The 21,113-nt window shown below is 31.7% G+C and carries 20 protein-coding genes; 8 read left to right on the top strand and 12 right to left on the bottom strand.

Annotated features, from left to right (window positions below; translation table 11 throughout):
* Positions 1–5: 5 nt before the first annotated feature.
* The 3 genes from RH82_RS14750 to RH82_RS14740 all read right to left on the bottom strand — a co-directional run bounded on the left by RH82_RS14750 (position 6) and on the right by RH82_RS14740 (position 3,786).
* Positions 6–2,300, bottom strand: a complete 2,295-nt coding sequence (locus RH82_RS14750; RefSeq protein ID WP_034061833.1) for a TonB-dependent receptor plug domain-containing protein — start codon at positions 2,298–2,300, stop codon at positions 6–8.
* Positions 2,293–3,201, bottom strand: a complete 909-nt coding sequence (locus RH82_RS14745) for a FecR family protein (protein WP_241148078.1) — start codon at positions 3,199–3,201, stop codon at positions 2,293–2,295. Before RH82_RS14745 ends, RH82_RS14750 begins: the two co-directional genes overlap by 8 nt.
* A 66-nt stretch (positions 3,202–3,267) precedes the next feature.
* Positions 3,268–3,786, bottom strand: a complete 519-nt coding sequence (locus tag RH82_RS14740; RefSeq protein WP_034061831.1) for an RNA polymerase sigma factor — start codon at positions 3,784–3,786, stop codon at positions 3,268–3,270.
* Positions 3,787–3,926: 140 nt separating this feature from the next.
* On the opposite strand from RH82_RS14740, the gene RH82_RS14735 reads away from it, so the two are divergent.
* The 4 genes from RH82_RS14735 to RH82_RS14720 all read left to right on the top strand — a co-directional run bounded on the left by RH82_RS14735 (position 3,927) and on the right by RH82_RS14720 (position 8,465).
* Entirely contained in the window at positions 3,927–5,165 is a 1,239-nt protein-coding gene (locus RH82_RS14735; RefSeq protein ID WP_034061829.1) for a hypothetical protein, read from the top strand.
* Positions 5,166–5,365: 200 nt separating this feature from the next.
* Positions 5,366–6,694: a signal recognition particle protein gene (gene ffh, locus RH82_RS14730; RefSeq protein ID WP_034061826.1), complete on the top strand. Its 1,329-nt coding sequence runs from the start codon at positions 5,366–5,368 to the stop codon at positions 6,692–6,694.
* A 105-nt stretch (positions 6,695–6,799) separates the two neighbouring features.
* The gene (locus tag RH82_RS14725) at positions 6,800–7,681 is read left to right on the top strand and encodes a bifunctional 5,10-methylenetetrahydrofolate dehydrogenase/5,10-methenyltetrahydrofolate cyclohydrolase (RefSeq protein WP_034061824.1); all 882 of its coding nucleotides are present in this window, start codon (positions 6,800–6,802) and stop codon (positions 7,679–7,681) included.
* A 22-nt stretch (positions 7,682–7,703) separates the two neighbouring features.
* On the top strand, positions 7,704–8,465 hold the full coding sequence (locus tag RH82_RS14720; RefSeq protein ID WP_156112494.1) for a YwaF family protein: 762 nt from the start codon (positions 7,704–7,706) through the stop codon (positions 8,463–8,465).
* Here RH82_RS14720 and RH82_RS18685 read toward each other — a convergent pair.
* From RH82_RS18685 to RH82_RS14685, 7 genes are all read right to left on the bottom strand, one after another.
* Entirely contained in the window at positions 8,418–8,840 is a 423-nt protein-coding gene (locus RH82_RS18685) for a VOC family protein (RefSeq protein WP_034061822.1), read from the bottom strand. The genes RH82_RS14720 and RH82_RS18685 overlap by 48 nt on opposite strands.
* A gap of 20 nt (positions 8,841–8,860) precedes the next feature.
* On the bottom strand, positions 8,861–9,661 hold the full coding sequence (rluF, locus tag RH82_RS14710) for a 23S rRNA pseudouridine(2604) synthase RluF (RefSeq protein WP_034061820.1): 801 nt from the start codon (positions 9,659–9,661) through the stop codon (positions 8,861–8,863).
* Between the two features lie 18 nt (positions 9,662–9,679).
* Positions 9,680–10,507, bottom strand: a complete 828-nt coding sequence (locus tag RH82_RS14705) for an alpha/beta fold hydrolase (RefSeq protein WP_034061817.1) — start codon at positions 10,505–10,507, stop codon at positions 9,680–9,682.
* A 1-nt stretch (position 10,508) separates the two neighbouring features.
* Positions 10,509–10,880: a cupin domain-containing protein gene (locus RH82_RS14700; protein ID WP_034061815.1), complete on the bottom strand. Its 372-nt coding sequence runs from the start codon at positions 10,878–10,880 to the stop codon at positions 10,509–10,511.
* Between the two features lie 3 nt (positions 10,881–10,883).
* Positions 10,884–11,231 carry a hypothetical protein gene (locus RH82_RS14695; protein ID WP_156112493.1) on the bottom strand — a complete coding sequence of 116 codons (348 nt, stop codon included), beginning with the start codon at positions 11,229–11,231 and terminating at the stop codon, positions 10,884–10,886.
* A 58-nt stretch (positions 11,232–11,289) separates the two neighbouring features.
* Positions 11,290–11,841 carry a hypothetical protein gene (locus RH82_RS14690; protein WP_034061807.1) on the bottom strand — a complete coding sequence of 184 codons (552 nt, stop codon included), beginning with the start codon at positions 11,839–11,841 and terminating at the stop codon, positions 11,290–11,292.
* 152 nt (positions 11,842–11,993) lie between these two features.
* A complete protein-coding gene (locus RH82_RS14685; RefSeq protein ID WP_034061804.1) occupies positions 11,994–13,529 on the bottom strand; it encodes a helicase HerA-like domain-containing protein in 1,536 nt (511 codons plus the stop codon).
* A 129-nt stretch (positions 13,530–13,658) separates the two neighbouring features.
* Between RH82_RS14685 and RH82_RS14680 the strand changes: the two genes are divergently transcribed.
* Entirely contained in the window at positions 13,659–14,288 is a 630-nt protein-coding gene (locus RH82_RS14680) for a 7-carboxy-7-deazaguanine synthase QueE (protein WP_034061800.1), read from the top strand.
* Positions 14,289–14,326: 38 nt separating this feature from the next.
* Positions 14,327–16,342: a sensor histidine kinase gene (locus RH82_RS14675; protein ID WP_081979274.1), complete on the top strand. Its 2,016-nt coding sequence runs from the start codon at positions 14,327–14,329 to the stop codon at positions 16,340–16,342.
* 61 nt (positions 16,343–16,403) lie between these two features.
* Here RH82_RS14675 and RH82_RS14670 read toward each other — a convergent pair whose 3' ends face one another.
* Positions 16,404–16,946: a DUF2911 domain-containing protein gene (locus RH82_RS14670; protein ID WP_034061790.1), complete on the bottom strand. Its 543-nt coding sequence runs from the start codon at positions 16,944–16,946 to the stop codon at positions 16,404–16,406.
* Between the two features lie 235 nt (positions 16,947–17,181).
* On the opposite strand from RH82_RS14670, the gene asnB reads away from it, so the two are divergent.
* Together asnB and RH82_RS14660 are read left to right on the top strand one after the other, a co-directional pair.
* Entirely contained in the window at positions 17,182–18,855 is a 1,674-nt protein-coding gene (gene asnB / locus RH82_RS14665; protein WP_034061787.1) for an asparagine synthase B, read from the top strand.
* Positions 18,856–18,951: 96 nt separating this feature from the next.
* On the top strand, positions 18,952–19,554 hold the full coding sequence (locus RH82_RS14660) for a hypothetical protein (RefSeq protein WP_156112492.1): 603 nt from the start codon (positions 18,952–18,954) through the stop codon (positions 19,552–19,554).
* Between the two features lie 139 nt (positions 19,555–19,693).
* On the opposite strand, the gene RH82_RS14655 is transcribed toward RH82_RS14660, so the two are convergent.
* Positions 19,694–20,710: a T9SS type A sorting domain-containing protein gene (locus RH82_RS14655; RefSeq protein WP_081979273.1), complete on the bottom strand. Its 1,017-nt coding sequence runs from the start codon at positions 20,708–20,710 to the stop codon at positions 19,694–19,696.
* Between the last annotated feature and the right edge of the window lie 403 nt (positions 20,711–21,113).

The raw sequence follows: 21,113 nt of genomic DNA, 5'->3' as shown, positions 1-21,113 counted from the left end.
TAAGACTAAAATTTAAGTCTAAAACTTATGTTTGGTGTTAAACCTAATGACGTATTATCTATTTTAGATACCGTTTCGTTATTTAAACTATAGTACGTGTTTATTATGTTTTTCTTATCAAGTAGGTTCCAAATGGAAACACCCATTTCGGCTTGGTTTCCCCTCATTTTAAAAGTATATGTAGTAGAGAAATCGACTCTTAAATAATCGTTTAATTGGCTACTATTAGGTGTTTGATAATTAATGCTATTATCAAAAATAGGTTCATTACTATTGGGTTTTGTAAAGGGTTTTCCGGAATGCCAATTAACACCTAAAGCAAGTTTTAGTTTGTTTATGTTATAGATACTAGCAAAATTAATAATGTGCCTAACATCAAAATTGTTAGAGAATTTTTTACCATTATTTAATGTGTTAAAGAGGTATTGGTTTGAGCTGTAACTATAACTTAGCCAAGTGCTAAAGTTGTTGTTGAATTGTTTTTTAATTAAAAAGTCTAGACCTTTTATATTGTATTCTCCAGTGGCATTTACTAACTGATATTGGTTTTGAAAACCTTGACTTCTGGTTGTAATATTATTTACCTTTTTAAAATAACCTTCGGCACTAATTAATAAATTGTTTTTAGTATAAGTAAAGCCTAAACTTATTTGTTTACTCTTAATAATTGGAATATTACTGTTGTTTGCCAATACCCATCGTCGCTTTTCTATGCCTAAAAAATCATTTTGTAAATCGATAACTTGAGAAGTGGTCTGACTTTTATATTCTCCAGATATTTCCAGTCTAAAATCGTTTAGAAACGCTTGACTTAATTGAAAACGGGGTTCAAGTATATGCGTATTAAATTTACTAAAGTAATTATTCCTTAGCCCTACTTTTAACAATGTGTTTTTGTTTTTAGAAAGGAAGTTTGCTTCTGCATACCCAGAATAGGTTTTTAAAACGCGCTTTATATAACTTCTAAATAGCGGGCTGTTAACATCTTCAAGATTGCTTATTCCAACTTCTGAAAATTGAAAGCCAGTATTTATGGACATAGAACTGTTTATAGTATAGTTTCCTTCCAGTTTTATACCTGTATCTATAACTTTATTTTCTTGGATTAAACGCTGATCGTTTGAAATGTCATAATTCGTAGCATCTAAGTCATAATTCGAATAATAGACTCTCACTATTGTGTTTAGTTTCGAATTCCAAAGATGCTCATAACTTACTCCTGTGCCTAAATTCTGTTGTTTTAACTCACTTTCAGAAGATTCATTAATAGAATTTATAACTGAGGCTTCTTCATAATTTAAAGCGTTATAAATATTTATAAAATTTACTCTTAGTTTATCTTTTTTAGTGATATCATACAAAAACTTAAGTGCAACATCATAAAAATAAAAAGTCTCATTTTTTGAGATAGAAGTATCGTTTTCATTTGTTAAATCTGAATCTTGAAACACGCGTTCAAAATATTGCTTGTACGTTGGCGTATCAATGAAGTCTGTAATCGAGCGTCTTGCAGTTATTTGTAGCTCTGTTTTTTTACTTAATGGTAAAACTGTAAAACCATCAACATTTATTAAGTTAACACCAAAACCAGTTTTAGATTCCTGACTTAAATTATCAGAGAGCTCCATATCGATAACGCTAGAAACACCATCACCATATTTGGCACTGGTACCATTTTTATAAATTGAAATAGTTTTAGTTAAATAGGGATTAAAGACTGAGACTAAACCAAAAAAATGGCCAGATTGATACATTTTTATACCATCATAAAGGATAAGGTTTTGGTCATGAGTACCACCTCTAATATTAATGTTTGATACTGTTTCGTCAACACTTAATATTCCGGGTAAAGCTTGTATGGACTGTAAAACATCGGGTTCTATTAAACCTGGTAAAATCCCAAATTTATTGGGCTTAATCGTAACGCTTCCTGTATTGTTTTTGTAAATTCCAGAAGTTAGATAATTTGAAATAATAACCTCTTCTAGTTTTTGAAGCCCAAAATCACGATCTGTTGGTTTTAACTTGGTAACAGTAATAAGATTGTTAGAGATTCTATTAAATTTTAAAGGCACTTGCTTTTTAATAGAATAAAGAGCGTCACTTAGCTTTTTTTTACTTTTATAATTGAGGGTAAAAGCCTTTATATCCTCATTTGCATAGGAAAAATTAATATTAAACTGCTTTTCAATGGCATGCAAAACCTGTTCTAAAGGTATACGCTCTTTTTGAGCAAAAGTCGTTTGATAAACAATAAGAAAAACAATTAAAAGGCGTATCGATTTTAGTTGTTTATTCACGCTCTAAAATAATATTTCTTTCTTTTATTTTATACTTTAAGTGCAAAGGTTCTAAAATAGATTGTAGTGCAGTATCTATATTATTGTGAGGAAACCTACCAGTGAATTCTTTAGCTGTGTCAATGTTCGAAGCATCAACCAAAACATTATATTGTCTTTCTAATTCATCTAGAACTTCTCTTAGTGGAATACTCTTGAATGCGCTAAATTGGTTAAGCCAATCTGGAGTACTACTAATGATTTCCGTGTTTTTAACGGTTCTTTTATAAATTGAAATAAAAGATTCACCAGGTTTGAGTATTGTTTTTGTTTTGTGATAGCTAACCTCAACTAAACCTTCAAAACAAGTAACTTCAAAATAATTATTGCGTTGCTTTACATTAAACTGTGTGCCTAAAACGGTTACTGTACCGTCTGCCGTTAAAACACTAAAAGTGCTGCCTTTGGCCACTTTAAAAAAGGCCTCACCATCAAGAACTACTGCTCTGTTCTCTGTCCATTTACTTGTATTAAAAGAGAGGTTGGTGCCTGCGTTTAAATCTGCTGTTGAGTTATCTGGCAGTGCAATGCTTGTTCTTTGCGCCAAAGTAGTACTAAAGTTACTGTCTAAAGTTGTCGTGTAATAATAAGTACTAAAGCAAATTGCGATAAGAGCAGCAACTTTAAGCAATTGTTTTTTCAAACTCGTAATCGTGTGTTTTTTGCTTTTAGGACTAATAAGGACTGTATCTAATACTTTCTTTTTATTAAATTGGGGAGCAGTATACTCTTTACTAAAACGAGCTATTTTTAGTAACGATTCATAATCTTCAAGTGCTTCGAATGCTTTAAGCTCTTGAGGATTCAAGTCGTTATCTAACCATTTTTTTATTAAATCTTCTTTTTCCATAAGTGTTCTCATTAATAAGACAGTTTAGACATTAAAACTCCTACCGTCGATAAAATATTTTTTTATAATAAATATAAATTAAAAACCGTCAATTTGCTTTTTAAGTCTTTTTACCGCACCATATATGCGTTTTTCTACAGCTTTTGTACTTATACCTAAAGTTTCGGCTATTTCTTTAAACCTTTTACCTTCGGTTCTATTCATTAAAAACGCAACGCGCTGAGGTTCGGTTAGACTAGCTATCGCTTTTTGTAATTTCTCACGATATTCGTCTTCTTCCATCAAAAACTCTGGAGATTCATTAGAATAGTTTTTTTTGTCAATTTTAGTATACTTTAAAACAACTTTTTGGTGAGCCACTTCATTTAGCATTAAATTATTAGCAATACTAAATAAATAACTTTTTGCTTTTTCAGGTTTAATGTTTTTGCAATTTTCCCATAACCTAACAAATGCCTCCTGAGTTTTGTCTTGAGGATCTAGTCTGTCTCCAAATTTGTAATACAAGAAGTTATGTAAATGTTCTGAGTGTTTATTAAAAAAGGACTCAAAGCGCGATTGTTCGCACATATCATTATAAATATCTTTTTTATTCATAGCTTAGAATTACAATAAATAGCGTGTTCCTTTTTATTTTTTTTCTCGCAAGGTAGGAAAATTTTAAAGTATCCTGTCTTATACTTGAAGAACAGAAAAGAGTTCTTTGTAAAAATTAATTTAACTAAAACAATAGGATTATGAAAACAGTATTAAGCTTTAAACTTTTAAAACGATTATTTATTTTGCCTCTAATTGCTCTAACATTTTTGGTGTCTTGTCAGAAAGAAGAAACGGAAATTGTTGAACCAGACCAAAATAAAGTAATTACAGAGGACACTAATTTATCGTTTTTGATAAATAAAATAATTTCTGAAGAGTCTATAAACACAAAAACTTTTGAATGTATTGAGTTTCAATATCCATTATCATTCTCAATTTATAATCCTAATTTTCAAATTATAAATACTGTTATTGTAACTAATGATAACGATTTTTATGTTTTGTTTGATGCTTATATTTTTGATAATGATGGTGCTTTTGTAGAATTAAACTATCCTGTGTCATTAATTTTGGAAGATGGTTCTATTGTTAGCGCTAACGATAATCAAGAATTAGAAAACGTAATTTTAGCAGCATTTAACGATTGCTTTGGATGGGTTTATTGTGATGATTTACAAGCTTATGTTGGTGATGATTGTGATTTAGGAACTAATGAAATTGGGGTTATAAACGCAGATTGTGGATGTGAAGAAGTTGTAAATCCTACATTCGATTGCGAAACTTTGCAAGCAAATATAGGAGATGATTGTGAATTGGCAGGAACAAATGAATTTGGAATTATAAATGCAGATTGTGAATGTGAAGAGATCACAAATAACACTTTCGATTGCGAGACTTTGCAAGCAAATATAGGAGATGATTGTGAATTAGCAGGAACAAATGAATTTGGAATTATAAACGCAGATTGTGAATGTGAAGAGGAAACAAATAACACTTTCGATTGCGAAACTTTACAAGCAAATATAGGTGACGATTGTGATTTAGGAAACAATGAATTTGGAGTTGTAAACGCAGATTGCGAATGTGAAGCGGTTACAAGCACAACATGCAGTGAAAGCGATGTAAATAGCTATATGTTAGAGTGCATTTGGAAGGTTACAAGTTATAATAATAGTAACAATTTAATAGTTTACGATTTAGACTTCGAAAGTAACGGAGACATTGTAATAACTGACACATCAAATAATAATACATATTCAGGTGATTGGGGTGTAATTGCAAATTCTACTGGAACCGTATTTCTAGATTTAGCAAACATTAATGGTCCAAACATACAGGCTATTTTTGGGAATTGGTCGATTGTTGAGTGCGATACAGATGTTTTGGCAATGGAACGAGGTAGTGATACTATGATAATGGAACAAGATTGTAATTAATTGTAATTATAAGTAATGTTTTAAATCACTTTTATAGTTGGTTATTTAATAGAAAGAGCTGTCATTTATGATGGCTCTTTTTTTGCTTTAATATAAAAGCAGTCTAAGCTTTATAAATACGCTTCAAATTGCTATTTTTGCCATTCTAAACAACGAGTCATACTGCGTACCGCATACTGGCTACTGAAGACTAAAAATTTATGTTTAATAATTTAAGTGAAAAGTTAGATAAAGCGTTACACGTACTAAAAGGTCACGGGAGCATTACAGAAGTTAATGTTGCCGAAACTTTAAAAGAAGTACGTAGAGCACTTTTAGATGCCGACGTTAACTTTAAAATAGCTAAAGATTTTACGAATAGAGTTAAAGAAAAAGCACTTGGTTCAGACGTATTAACGACATTACAGCCAGGACAATTAATGGTTAAAATTGTTAAAGACGAGTTAACCGAGCTAATGGGAGGTGATGCTGCAGGTTTAAATTTGTCTGGTACTCCAACTGTTATACTAATGTCTGGTTTACAAGGTTCTGGTAAAACAACCTTTTCTGGTAAATTAGCAAACTTCTTAAAAAACAAAAAAACTAAGAAACCTTTATTAGTTGCTTGTGATGTTTATCGTCCAGCAGCCGTAGATCAATTGCACGTTGTAGGAGATCAAATTAAGGTAGATGTTTATAGCGATAAAGGTAATAACGATCCTGTTGCCATTGCACAAGCAGGTATTGCCCATGCAAAGGAAAACGGACATAATGTGGTTATTATTGATACCGCTGGTCGTTTAGCGGTTGATGAAGCCATGATGAACGAAATTTCGAACATTCATAAAGCCATCCAACCACAAGAAACACTATTTGTAGTCGATTCTATGACAGGTCAAGATGCTGTAAACACAGCAAAAGCCTTTAACGATGTCCTAAATTTTGATGGTGTTATTTTAACCAAATTAGATGGTGATACACGAGGTGGAGCAGCAATTTCAATTAAATCTGTTGTAAATAAACCCATTAAATTTATTGGTACAGGTGAAAAAATGGAAGCGATAGATGTTTTCTATCCTTCGCGTATGGCAGATCGTATTCTTGGAATGGGAGATGTTGTGTCTTTAGTTGAAAGAGCACAAGAACAATTTGATGAAGTAGAAGCAAGAAAACTTCAGAAAAAAATAGCAAAGAACCAATTCGGGTTTGATGATTTCTTAAAGCAGATTCAGCAAATTAAGAAAATGGGTAATATGAAAGATCTTGTAGGCATGATTCCTGGAGCAGGAAAAATGATGAAAGATGTAGATATAGACGATGATGCTTTTAAACACATCGAAGCTATTATTCATTCTATGACCGTTCAAGAAAGAACAACGCCTGCTCTAATAAATGCAAGTAGAAAGAAGCGCATTGGAAAAGGTTCTGGGACTTCTGTAACACAAGTAAATCAATTACTTAAGCAGTTCGAACAAATGAGCAAGATGATGAAGATGATGCAAGGCGGAAAAGGAAAAGCAATGATGAACGCTATGAAGAATATGAAGTAAATAAGTAAACAGTAAACAGTCTCCAGTAAGTAGTTTACTCTTGTGATAAATTTTTATAAATTCCAGACTGCCAACTGAAGTCTGTAAACTGATGACGATCTAAACATGACTATACTTGACGGAAAAAAAGTAAGCAACGACATTAAAAACGAAATTAAAGTTGAAGTTGATAAAATGAAGGCTAATGGAGAAAAAGTACCTCATTTAGCTGCTGTTATTGTTGGAAACGATGGTGCAAGTTTAACTTACGTTGGAAGTAAAGTCCGTGCTTGTGAGCGTGTTGGTTTTGAGTCTACAATGGTGCGTTTGTCTAATACTACAAGTGAGGTTGAATTATTAGATAAAATTGAAGAATTAAATAATAATGATAACATTGACGGGTTTATAATTCAGTTACCATTGCCACCACAAATCGATACTCAAAAAGTATTGATGGCTGTCAACCCAGATAAAGATGTTGATGGTTTTCATCCTATGAATTTTGGAAAAATGGCATTAGATATGTCAACTTTTATTCCAGCAACACCATTTGGTATTTTAGAACTTTTAGATCGTTACGAAGTGTCAACAAAAGGAAAACACACTGTTGTAATTGGGCGTTCTCATATTGTTGGAAGACCAATGAGTATTTTAATGGGAAGAAAAGGGTTTCCTGGAAACTCTACGGTTACGTTAACACATAGTCATACTAAAAACATTACTCAAATTACATCTCAAGCAGATATTATTATTTCCGCTTTAGGCGTTCCTAACTTCTTAAAAGCAGAAATGGTAAAAGATGATGCTGTTATTATAGATGTAGGAATAACAAGAGTTCCAGACGAGTCTCACCCTAAAGGTTATGTTATTACTGGAGATGTGGATTTCGAAAATGTTAGTAAGAAAGCGAGCTTTATTACTCCTGTTCCTGGTGGAGTAGGACCAATGACAATTGCAATGTTGTTGAAAAACACATTGTTAGCAAGAGAGCGTCACAGAGTAATGTAATTGCAATTTGTATATTCTTAATGTGATTTTTTCTAAACTAAACTTTATAAGTGTTCTTGAAATAGGAAGCTTACAGCATATCATTCCAATTGCTATTGCCATAGTTTTTGCCTTTGTTTTAATCTGGTTCTCTAAAAGTAAACTCAATAAAAAACAGCAAGAACTTGTTTTTAAAAGTTTGGGTTTTTTTGTGTCCTTAACAGTTTTAGTATTTCACATACATCTTATTCTAAAAGGAAACTATAATCTAGTAACAGATTTGCCACTATACCTGTGCAGTTTTATGGCGCTTTTTATTTTTGTTTTTACAAATAACAGAAAGTATTTGCTTTTCGAAATCTTATTATTCTGGATTATCGCAGGAACTTCTCAAGCAGTAATAACTCCAGATATCCCTATAGGTTTCCCAAGTTTCGATTATTTAAGATATTGGATTGCACATTTAGGTTTGTTAGTGATTATCTTTTATGCAATTTTTGTTTTTAAGATGAGACCAACATTAAAGAGCGTTTTTAAATCCTTTTTAGGCTTACAGCTTTATATGCTTTCACTTTTTGTAATAAATTATATTTTAGATGCTAATTATAGTTATTTAAATAGAAAACCAGACGCTGCTTCTGCTTTAGATTATTTTGGAGACTGGCCAATGTATTTACTAGTAGTTGAAGTTATTTTAATCCCCTATTTCTTGATTATTTACTTGCCGTTTTTTATTGCTAAAAAGCTAAAGAAAAAACTATTTAGCAAAGACTTGACTCATATCCTTAAAGGCTTTAAATTCTAAAGCATTGCCTGCTGGGTCTTTAAAAAACAGCGTAGCTTGTTCTCCAACTAAACCTTTAAAACGAATGTGAGGTTCTATAATAAATTGAATGTTTTCCTGTTTTAAATCTTCCGCGAAAGCGTGAAAAGAATCCCAAGGTAGAACCACACCAAAATGTGGAACTGGAACCTGTTTGCCATCAACAGCATTATTTGTTTCTTCTTCTAAAGACTTTTCTTTAAAGTGAATAACCAATTGATGTCCAAAAAAGTTAAAATCTACCCAATGGTCGCTACTTCGCCCTTCTTTACAATTTAAAACATCGCGATAGAAAACGCGGCATGCTTCAAGATTGTATACTGGAATAGCAAGGTGAAAAGGTGTTAATTGAGACATGGTTAATAAAGTAAATTAGGTTACTCTTTTCTTCTATTAATAGAATGTATTTTTCTGGTTTCTTTAATTTCTGGAGTTTGTTTAGATTCTCTATAGTGCTTATCAGAATCTTCAAGAAGAAGGTTAATAGTCTTTAACTCTTCAGTGGTGAACTCACGATATTCTCCAACAGGAATATCAAGTTTTACATTCATTATTCGAGTACGTTTTAACGACGTTACTTCGTAAGTTAAATATTCGCACATGCGGCGAATTTGCCTATTTAATCCTTGAGTTAGAATAATACTAAAAGTATGAGCGTCTATTTTTCTTACGGTACATTTTTTTGTGGTTTTATCTAAATCTTCAAGATAAATTCCACCAGCCATACGTTTAATAAACGTTTGAGAAATAGGTTTGTCTACGTTTACAATATATTCCTTGTCGTGATTATTACTAGCACGTAATATTTTGTTTACAATATCACCATCGTCTGTAAGAAAAATTAAACCTTCACTTGGCTTATCTAATCGGCCAATTGGGAAAACACGTTTTGGGTATTTAATAAAATCAATAATGTTATCTTTCTCCACACGTGTATCTGTAGTACATACAATCCCAACAGGTTTGTTAAAAGCGAGATATACAAAATCGGCTTTACGTTCCGAAATTGATTTACCATCAACTTCAACCACATCATTTTGGGTTACTTTTGTGCCTAATTCTGGAACAGATCCATTAATAGTTACACGTCCAGCATCTATAAGTCTGTCTGCTTCACGACGTGAACAATAGCCAGCTTCGCTTAGGTATTTATTAAGTCTGGTGAGTTTTTCTTCCATAGATGGCAAAAGTACAATTTAACTTTGAATGAAATCAATAACATGATCGTAAACAACGTCATTTCGTAAACCATGTCCATAACCTGTCGTGGATATTAATGTTGCGTTTTTATGATTTTCAGCTATCATTTTGGCATCATTATACGGGATGATTTTGTCGTCAACATCATGAATAATAAGTGTTTTAGTATGTATCGTTTTTACAAAATTAGCCAAAGAAAAATAGGAAGGTAGTTTTTTAAAACGATCTAAAACTAGATTATTTAATCCATTTTCGATGCGTTCATTATAACCCATCATATCCACATAGCGCTTAAAAACACTTGTGAATTCTGAAGGAGCACCAAGCAAAATAAGTTTTTCTAAATCCTTATTTTGATAATTGTTCTGGTAGAAACCTGAAGCCATTCCACCAACCGAATGTCCAATTATTATGTCTGGTTTGTAGTGTTCTGCAGTAAGATGAATACATTCAGAATATAAAACTGCATTAAATTGTTTCCCACTAGATGCGCCATGTGCAGGTGCGTCAAGCGATACAATATTGTAATTTAATGTTTTAAGTTTGGTAATTAAAGTTTCCCAACGATGTGTGTTACTTTCCCAACCATGAGCTAGTAAAATGGTTTTACCATTGCCTTTCCATTGGTATGTGGAAATGCTGATACTTTCATATTTTAAATGTAGTGCCTCAGCCGAGTCTAAAAAAACTTTCTGGTTTTCTAAAACGCGACCTTGTCTTGGTGTTGAGAATAAGTCTAGGGCTTTATCTGAAGCATATTTTGGAGAAACATAACTAACAGCGTTTAAAACGTTGCCTATAATTTTTATTATTGGGTTTGACATTTTAAACTTCTCTATTTACTAAATCCATAGAAAAAGCAGGTGTGCAAATCGCAATATATTCGCATGCAATAGTAAAAGGATTCGAATATTGTACGCGCGTATTTCTTTCAATTTTAATAGACTGTCCAGTTTCTAATATAATTTCTTCACCGTCAATAATAAACTGCTTTTTACCTTTTATTATATAAGTGTATTCATCAAATTCTGGTACTTGAAACGGTTCGCTCCAGCCAGCTGGTGCAATCATGTGTGCAATACTCATGTCTTTATTGCCATCTGTAGCTTGACCGAAGTGTTCTTCTATAACTTTGCCATCAGTTGTTGGGACAACAAAGGGAGTGTTTTGAATTTTGTATTTTTTGTTTTGTGACATTTATCAAACTAATTTGTATTCAAAAGATTCTAAGAAAGTATTGAGTTCTTTTAATGAGTCTTTATCTATGATTTCAGTGTTTATATAAAGCGTTTTTTGAGTCTTAGATAGTAATTTAATATTTCCAAACTTTCTATTTATTCCTGAAAGTTGTTCTAGGTTGAAATGCTTTTTTTGAATAAATTTTTTAGTAATAAAACTACCTTTTATCTCTAAATATTGATTTTTACTATCATAAAAATAAATCCCTAAGTATGACAAGCCAAATATAAGATAACCGTAATTCCAAATCCCAACGTCATTAGTAAATAAAGCAATGAGCATAAAAAATGAAAGCCATATTAATCCCATTATCAGATTTATTCGAAGTCTTTTCTTTTTGTATTCTATTTTCATTTCATAATAAAATTTACCATCCAACCATAAAATATTTAATTTTAGCAGTATCTGGAATATTAGCTGCTTCAATTTTTTTAGACATATCGAAACGCAATTCGCCCGGTAACTCTTCTTTGTCTATTGTGAAAAAGGTGTTGTTTTCGTTTACAAAAACCACAATATTTCTCAAGGTGTTTTCTATGTTCGATATTTTGTGTTGTGCTTTAATATCGCCAAATGTGCTTATTGTTGTTATGCCTGTTTTGGTTTTATAACGCGAATCATAAATTCTAACGGAGCCAATAGTAGCAGTAGAATCTAAAGCTTCTTTAGGCGATAATTCTAATAGTTTTTTTCCGCCTTTTTCAAAAATAAGAATGTCATTTATATTTCCTAAAAACTCATCTCCAGCTATTTTTTTAACAATAGAATCTTTAGCATAAATAGCTTCAAGGTCTTTAACTTGAGTGGAGTCTGTTAGTAAACCAATATTCTGTTTAGAAATTGAAAACGGATTGACTTCCTGATCACAAGATGTCAGTAATAGTGAAACTGTTAATAGCGTAAAAATTGTTTTTCTCATTGCTTTAGTCTTTTTTTATTTCTGCTTATGCTGAAATCTTATTGTTTTGTTTTTGTTTTCGATAAAACGGAAAACTTATGTTTTTATTTGTTTTAATAGTAGAGTAGTTAAGCATGAGTAAAAACTGATTACGCACCTCTGAATACTTTTTTCTACATAATCTTCTTCAAAATCCCAAACACACTGCGAATAAAAGTGGCGCTTGTTAAGACTTTAATTATTGGGTTTTGCGCAGTACTTCTCCTCTTGGTTGTTCTACTAGATTCTTTTTTTGCTTTAGCAGCAGCTTTTTCTTTTGCTTCCTTGGCATCAGCTTTAGCTTGTGCTTCTTCTGCTTTATCAATTTTTTTATTGAGCATTTCGTAAGCACTTTCTCTGTCAATCTCCTCGTTATATTTCAATACTAACTTAGAATCATCAAGTAGGTTTTGTAACTCAGTAGGTGTCAAAATACCCATACGACTCATTGGTGCACGGATCATAGTTGCTGCCAATGGTGTTGGACGTCCTTTTTCGTCTAATGCAGAAACTAATGCTTCTCCTGTTCCTAAAGACGTCAATATTTCAGCAGTATCATAATAATCTGTATCCGGATAGTTTTGTGCTGCTAACTTAATTGCTTTTCTGTCTTTTGCTGTAAATGCACGTAATGCATGCTGTATTTTTAATCCCAATTGACTTAATACACCTTCTGGTATATCGGTTGGATTTTGTGTTACAAAATATAAACCAACACCTTTACTACGAATTAATTTAACGATGCTTTCAATTTGATTTAATAAGGCTTTTGAAGCTTGATTAAAAATTAAATGCGCTTCATCTATAAACATAATAAGTTCTGGCTTTCCAGAATCTCCTTGCTCAGGTAGTGTTTCATATAGCTCTGCCAATAAACTCAACATAAACGTTGAGAATAATTTTGGCTTATCTTGAATGTCTGTTAAGCGAATAATATTTATATAGCCTCTGCTGTCTCGAGTGGTTCGCATTAAATCTTCGACTTCAAAACTTTTTTCGCCAAAGAAAATATCGCCACCTTGCTGTTCAATTTCAATGACCTTTCTAAGTATTGCGCCTGTCGATGCGCTAGAAATTCTTCCGTATTCATCAGAAAATTCTTCTTTACCTTCCTTTGTAGCGTATTGTAATATTTTTTTAAAATCTTTTAAATCTAAAAGTGGTAATTTATTATCATCACAATACTTAAAAATAACAGCAACAACACCAGATTGCGTATCGCTTAAATCTAATATGCGAGAGAGTAAAACAGGACCAAACTCACTAACGGTTGCACGCAATCTTACGCCATCTTGATCGGATAAAGACATAATCTCAACAGGGAAACCTTTAGCTTTAAAGTCTAAACCTATTGCTGCATGACGTTCGTGAATTTTCTCATGACCAGGACTTGGTTGTGCTAAACCACTTAAATCGCCTTTAATATCCATTAATAAAACAGGAATACCTTGATCACTTAAGTTTTCAGCTAAAACCTGCAATGTTTTTGTTTTTCCTGTTCCAGTTGCACCTGCAATTAATCCATGGCGATTCATGGTTTTTAAAGGAATTTTTACAAAAGCATCTTTAACCGTTTTACCATCTAGCATTGCAGAACCCAAGGTTATAAACTCACCTTTTGTAGTGTTTCCATCCGTAATATGCTTAAAGAATTCGTCTTGTCTGCTCATAATAAATATTGATTTGCGTAAAAATAGTAATCTTAGTTTAAAATAGGGAAGAACCATTCACTTTTTAATACTTAAAATCTTCTTAATTCCAACTTTATGCTTTCAACTTAATGCCTATATTTGCAAGCTATGACACAAGAAGTTCAGGAATTAGTAAATCAAGGTAAAATGTTGCCTTTAATGGAAGAGTTTTATACCATTCAAGGTGAAGGTTTCCATAAAGGTACAGCTGCTTATTTTATAAGAATTGGCGGTTGTGATGTTGGTTGCCATTGGTGTGATGTAAAGGAAAGTTGGATTGCGCAATTGCATCCGCCAACTGAAACTGAAAAAATAGTAGCTAATGCTAAAAAGTATAGTAATACTATTGTCGTTACCGGAGGCGAACCATTAACTTGGGATATGACAGCGTTAACAAAGCAATTAAAAGCTGAGGATATGAGTATTCATATTGAGACTTCTGGTGCTTATGAGCTTTCTGGTCAATGGGATTGGGTGTGTTTGTCTCCAAAAAAGATGAAGCTTCCAACACAAAGTGTCTACGATAAAGCAAACGAACTTAAATGTATTATATTTAATAAAGACGATTTTCGCTTTGCTGAAGAGCAGGCTTTAAAAGTAAACTCAGATTGTATTTTATATCTTCAGCCAGAATGGAGTAAGCGCGATGCTATGGTGCCATTGATTGTAGATTATGTTATGGCTAATCCAAAATGGAAAGTCTCTTTACAGACACATAAGTATTTGAATATCCCTTAAAATTTAAAACAACTACCTTTAGAATCTATTAGGCTTTTATGAAATATATTTTTTTTGTAAGTATGCTATTATTTGGATTTCAAATAACAGCTCAAAATTCAGATGTTCAGAATAAAATAGATTTTGTAAACTTAAAAATTCAAAACACTAAAAAAGGTGAACGCCTGACGTGGTTAGATAGTTTAACAAAACTTACGTATCGTAATGCTGAGTTAAAATATGATGCCAATCTTCGTCAAACCATTTCTTTAGCGATAAAATTAGACTCTTTGAGTCTAGCCACAATAAGAGTAAATGATTTAATTGGGTTTCAAAATAATTATTTAGGAAAACCTGAGGAAGGGCTTAAAATATTTAAAAATTATAAAGAGAAATTAAGTACAGGAGAAAATTTTGGCAGTATTGGGTTTATGTATTTAAATGCAGCTGATAGTTATTATTATTTAAGTGATATTGATAAGTCTTTGGCGTTTTATGAAATAGCAAAGACCTTTGCGCTAAAAGCAAATAACCAACGACTACTAGGTTATGCTTTGTTATATACAGGTTACAATCAGTCCGACTTAGGACAGTTTTCTAAATCTTCTAATAGTTTAAAAGAAGCTGCAAATATATTTATAAAACTAAAAGATACTTTTAATATTCTTGGGTCTAAAAATTCATTGTCCATACTATATAGTAAAAATGCTTTTTATAAAGAAGCAGAAAAAGAGAGAGCTGAAGCTATTCTTATTGCTAAAAAAACAAACAATAGTATAAGCTTAAGGAATTTATATTTTAATGCAGCTGAAGATAATCTTAAAACTAACGATGCTGTAAATCAAATAATCAATTTAAAAAAATCAATACAAGCTAACAGTAAATCTGATGATGAGCTTTTAGTAAAACCATTGCTATTGACTTCATTGATTAAAGCGTATTCAAGAAATGACAGTTTAGAACTTGCAGAATCTAATTTTAAAGCATTGGAAGCTATCTATATAAAGGATAAGTCTGAAGACAAAAGAAGTTATTATGTAGATGCAAAAAAAGAACTGTCATTTGCTAAAGCAAACGTTAAAGATGCTTTAAAATATGGAGAAGAGTATTTGCAAATTTATAAAGGAAAAAAGAAATATGAAGAAGTGATGTTCGCAGAGAAGTTTTTAGGTGATGTCTATAAATCTAAAAACGATAATACGAATGCGAATATACATTTCTTACGTTATTTTACTATCAAAGATTCTATTACAAGTGTTCAAAACGTGAAATCTTTGTCTTACTACCAAACACTATACGAAACAGAAAAACGTGATCTTGAAATTGAAAACCAAAAAGGAAGTATTAGTCTATTAAATTCTCAAAATGAAAACAAAAATCAACTTTTAGTTTTTGGAGCCTTGGGACTTTTAATATTATTTGGAGTTATTATATTTTATCGTTCATTTTTAAATGCCAAAAAAAGAGAGCAAGCACAACAAGAGTTTTCTCATGAACTTATTAAAACACAAGAGAAAGAGCGAACTAGGATAGCAAAAGATCTTCATGATGGTTTAGGGCAATTGGTAACACTTATTAAAATAAAAGCACAAAATAAAGATCAAAAAGAACTCTCTAATATAGCGCAACAGGCAATTGATGAGGTTAGGAGTATCTCTAGAGATTTATATCCTGTAATACTATCTAAATTAGGATTGACAGATAGTATAGAGCAATTACTATTAGATTTGGATGAAGAAACAGACCTGTTTATCTCATTAGAAATAGACGATGTTAATACTAGCTTTAATGAAGATGAGTCCTTAAATTTTTACAGATTTATACAAGAATCTGTAAATAATGTTTTGAAGCATGCTAACGCCAAGACATTAATCGTAAATGTTTTGAAGCAAAGTGATGGCATTAAAATCTTAATAAAAGATAATGGCGAAGGTTTTGATGTTAGTGATATGAGCAAACAAAATAGTCTGGGTTTAAAAACTATGGCAGAACGTATAAGCATGTTAAAAGGAAGCTTTGCTATTAAAAGTAAGACAGACGAAGGCACTTCAATATTGGTTCAAATTCCCTTTTGATACAAAACAAAAAAGCCTTCAATATTTGAAGGCTTTTTGTTGTTTTAAAATAGTGTTGTAATTACTTTGTAAAAGGAATAGCAATTCTCATTTTTCCCCAACCTAGATGCATATGTGTACCATTGTCAGATTTTTCGAAAGCAATAGAAAACGCTTCTAAAGAATCTCCAGAAGTAGCAGGAACAGACATGCGAGCCACATCATTAGCTTCATTATAAGAATAACTTCCCCAAACATTAATGTCTGAGCTTAAAATAATAGTCCATTCTTTTTCTCCAGGAATAGTAAATAATGAATACGTTCCAGATTTTACAGCAGTATTACCAAGTTTCATGTCTACATAAAATGTAATTTGAGGAGCTTCATTTGCACCAGTACGCCATACTTTGCCGTTTGGAGCTAATTTCTCTAAACTGCGCTCTTTTAATTGTGGACGGCTATAGGTTATCATTACAAGTTTGTTAGATTCTTTATAGCTTGAAGGAAATGAAGCAGCATCCATTGGACTCTTGTTTAGTTTAGCAAAATCTTGAGCCGAAACGTTAAAAGATAAAAGCATTATAAAAGCAAATGCAATAGAAGTGATAAAAGTTGATTTTTTCATAATTGTTTTAGTTTATTGTGAGTTAAAAATACTGCTTTAAAGTCGAAAGAAATTGTAGAACTTTACATTTTATATGATTTCTTTTCTTTTATTTAAAAATAAGTTTCATTTTGGTATATATATGTAATTTTTGGTTATAATTTATAATCATTATTGGTATTAGTGTTTTAATAATTAAACATTAATCACATATTTGCTATGTAATTAATAATAAAAGTATTAAACTATATAAGTTATGTGTGGAATTGTATGTGCTTTCGACCTTAAACAAAAATCTGAAGAGTTAAGACCTCAAGTTTTAGAAATGTCTAAAACCATTCGCCATCGTGGACCAGACTGGTCTGGTATTTATAGTGATGATAAAGCAATTTTAGCGCATGAGCGTTTAGCAATTGTAGATCCGGCTTCTGGAAAACAACCCTTATTCAGTCCAGATAAGAAATTAGTGTTAGCTGCAAACGGTGAAATCTATAATCATAGAGCGTTACGTGAGCAATTTGAAGGCAAATACGATTTTCAAACAGAAAGTGACTGTGAAGTTATTTTAGCGCTATACCAAGAAAAAGGTGCTGATTTTGTAGACGATATGAACGGTATTTTTGGTTTTGCTATCTACGATACAGAAAAAGATGAGTACTTTATTGCACGTGACCACATGGGCATTATTCCTTTATATATAGGATGGGATCAAAACGGAACATTCTATGTTGCTTCAGAGTTAAAAGCCTTAGAAGGTGTTTGTGCTAAAATAGAATTATTTCCACCTGGACATTATATGTCTAGTAGTGACGGAAAATTTGTGCAATGGTACAAACGTGATTGGGTTGATTATGATGCTGTAAAGGACAACGAAACAAGCATTGCTGAGGTTAAAGAAGCGCTTGAAGCTGCTGTACACAGACAATTAATGAGTGATGTGCCTTATGGTGTATTACTGTCTGGTGGTTTAGATTCTTCAGTGGTATCTGCAATAGCAAAAAAATATGCACAAAAACGTATTGAATCTGGTGATGAAAAAGAGGCGTGGTATCCACAATTACATTCATTCGCTGTAGGATTAGAAGGGTCTCCAGATATCGCTGCTGCAAAAAAAGTTGCAGATTTTATAGGAACCATTCATCACGAAATAGAATTCACTATTCAAGAAGGATTAGATGCTATAAAAGATGTTATTTATAACATTGAAACATACGATATAACAACTATTCGTTCTTCAACACCAATGTATTTAATGGCAAGAGTTATTAAATCTATGGGGATAAAAATGGTGTTATCTGGTGAAGGAGCCGATGAGATTTTTGGAGGCTATTTATATTTTCATAAAGCACCAAATGCAAAAGAGTTTCACGAAGAAACGGTTCGTAAATTAGATAAATTGCACATGTACGATTGTCTTAGAGCAAATAAAAGTTTAGCTGCTTGGGGCATTGAAGGTCGTGTGCCATTTTTAGATAAAGAATTTATAGATGTTGCTATGCGCATTAATCCACAAGATAAGATGATTAATGGTGAACGCATGGAAAAATGGGTTATCCGTAAAGCATTTGAAGACATGTTGCCAGAAAGCGTAGCATGGAGACAAAAAGAACAATTTAGCGATGGCGTTGGTTACAGTTGGATTGATACACTTAAAGAAGTTGTTGATGCAGAAGTTACAGATGAGCAATTGGAAAACGCGAAACATAGATTCCCTATTCAAACACCACAAAATAAAGAAGAGTTTTATTACCGTTCAATCTTCGAAGGTCACTTTCCAAGTGATACTGCAGCATTAAGTGTGCCTCAAGAAGCAAGTGTCGCTTGTAGTACTGCTATTGCTTTGGAATGGGATGAAGCGTTCAAGAATATGAATGAGCCAAGTGGTAGAGCGATTGCAAATGTGCATGATGAAGCTTATGTTAGAGTGTAATACGACTATATAATTGAATAGAAAAAGACCAATCTTAAAGATTGGTCTTTTTTGTTTATGGATAAATAACCTATATTGGAATCTAAATTCTTTATTATGATAAAACACATTTTTATTGCATTTTTTATTTCATTGTCTGTTTGTGCTCAAAGTGATTCAGAATGGAAAAAATTGATTAAATCTGCTCATAATATTGGATTCTGTGTATACAATACTAATCAAGTGTTTTGTGATTTGCATAAATCTCGATATCAGGAATTAGAAAAAAACTATTCAAATGAAGATAAAGAGTTTTTTTATGTTACAATGAAAGAGGAATGGGCTAAAAAAAGAGTTGTTGATTGGGCTAAAAATCAATCCATTGCTAAAGAATATTTGATTCTGCTTTTTGACATAAATCAAGGTTTTGAAAACGATTATGATGATTATCGACGCGCTCGTTTTGGTTTTTTTGTTATTAATTTAAAGGATGATTTACAATTTGAGGTCTTAAGAATATATGATAAACAACCCATAAGATGTATTGTTTATCATGAAAACGAACCTAATATATTATGTAATTCACTTTGGAGAGAATTTATGTCTGGTAGATTAGGTGCGCTTGAAAAAAAAGTAGAATTTCTAGTTTACAATAAAAACAAAAGAAAATTCAACATATTTAAAAAGCGGTTTTTGAAATATCAAAAAAAACATGATTAAAATTTAGTAGAGCAGATTGCATACCCATCTAAACCTTTTAAATTTTAAAATGTAAGTTTGCTGATAGTTGAATAATGTATTAAAAAGCAAAGACCAATCTAATGATTGGTCTTTGCATTTTTTTTTAAAATAATACAAGTTATTCTTTTATAACCTTTTGACTAAGTAGTTTGCCGGATTTAGTGACAATTGAAACAATATACAAGCCGCTATTTAAATCGCTAACATCTATACGGTTTACATTTTTATTTGAAGTAAAAACAATTCTGCCTAGATTATCAGTAATAGTTATAGAGTCTATATTGTCGTTAGTATCAATTTTAAGGTTTAATGCGTTTTGAACAGGATTAGGATATAATTTTAATGGTGTTGAATTTTCAAAACCATCAGTTGATAAAGTAAAATTTGTGGTACTTTCTAGAGTTTCAATAGTTTCGTTTACTCCTAAAAAACCGGAATTAACATTAGCGTTATTGTATCTGAAAACGATATTATTCACAGAATTATCATAGTAATAATAGGTCGTTTGAGTAACTGTGCCAATATTATTAAATATTGGAGGTATACTTAAGGATAGGGTTTGATCTATACGTAAACGTGTTGCATTCGTAGAAAAACTACCTCCATCACTATTAATTATATTTAAGGTTCCATAAGCATCAACGGCAGTAGTTGTTGTTCCAGTAAATGTACCATTAGCGCCTTGGTAACTAAATGTTCCGGAAACTGGATTAGAATTATTAGTTCCAAAGCTTAAAGGAAACAACCCAACAAATGCATTGCTACCAATATAGTTTAATAAAACATCTCCTTGAGAAGCACCGGTAATAGAAGTTCCATTGCCATCTTCTTTTAAGAAAAAGTCACTAACATTTGGCGTGCCACCTTGGGCTGTAATTGATAACACTTCTGTAGTTCCCGGATATGCAGTTAATTGTCCAGCAGTTGGTGCAGCATAAGTGTCAATATTAGTTCCTAATGCAGTTAAATTATTAAAAGTCCATACGCTATTCATGCCAGATGCTGTCTGGTCTATAGTTGATTGGGATCCCATAATAGTAAAATTCGTCGAAGGAATACTTGTAAACGATGAAATGGTCTGAGCAAAAGAGACGCTAGAACACACTAATAATAGTAAAAGTAATTTTGTTTTCATAATTAAAAAGATAAGAATTAGATTTATAGATGTTTATTGCGAAATTATGGAAAAAGTCTGTTTTAAGCAATATTAAGAGTGTTGGAGAATCTCAAAATTTTGCTTTTTTGAAACTTCTTTTAAAAAATTAAAACGATACTATTATAAAGAGAAAAATGAATAAACTTACATCTTGAAAGCTTTTTTTTATGCCTTTCAGTTTTTTTAAGAACACTCAAATAACACTTCTAAAGGTGTTTTGTGTTTTCTGCTTTTCAGAAGAATAAATAATCAGTAAAAATTTAATTTAAGATAGTTTTTAAGCGATTTAAGCGACTTTAAGGAAATCAACAATTGTTAATAAAAATCAGTCGAATGCCTTAAAATACGTAGTAGAAGCTTTATGTTTTTGTATATTTGTTTG

This window comes from Lacinutrix jangbogonensis (genome assembly GCF_000797445.1).
Classification (GTDB): domain Bacteria; phylum Bacteroidota; class Bacteroidia; order Flavobacteriales; family Flavobacteriaceae; genus Lacinutrix; species Lacinutrix jangbogonensis.
The sequence above is the reverse complement of the archived record's forward strand: the minus strand, read 5'-3'. Positions and strand labels throughout refer to the sequence as shown.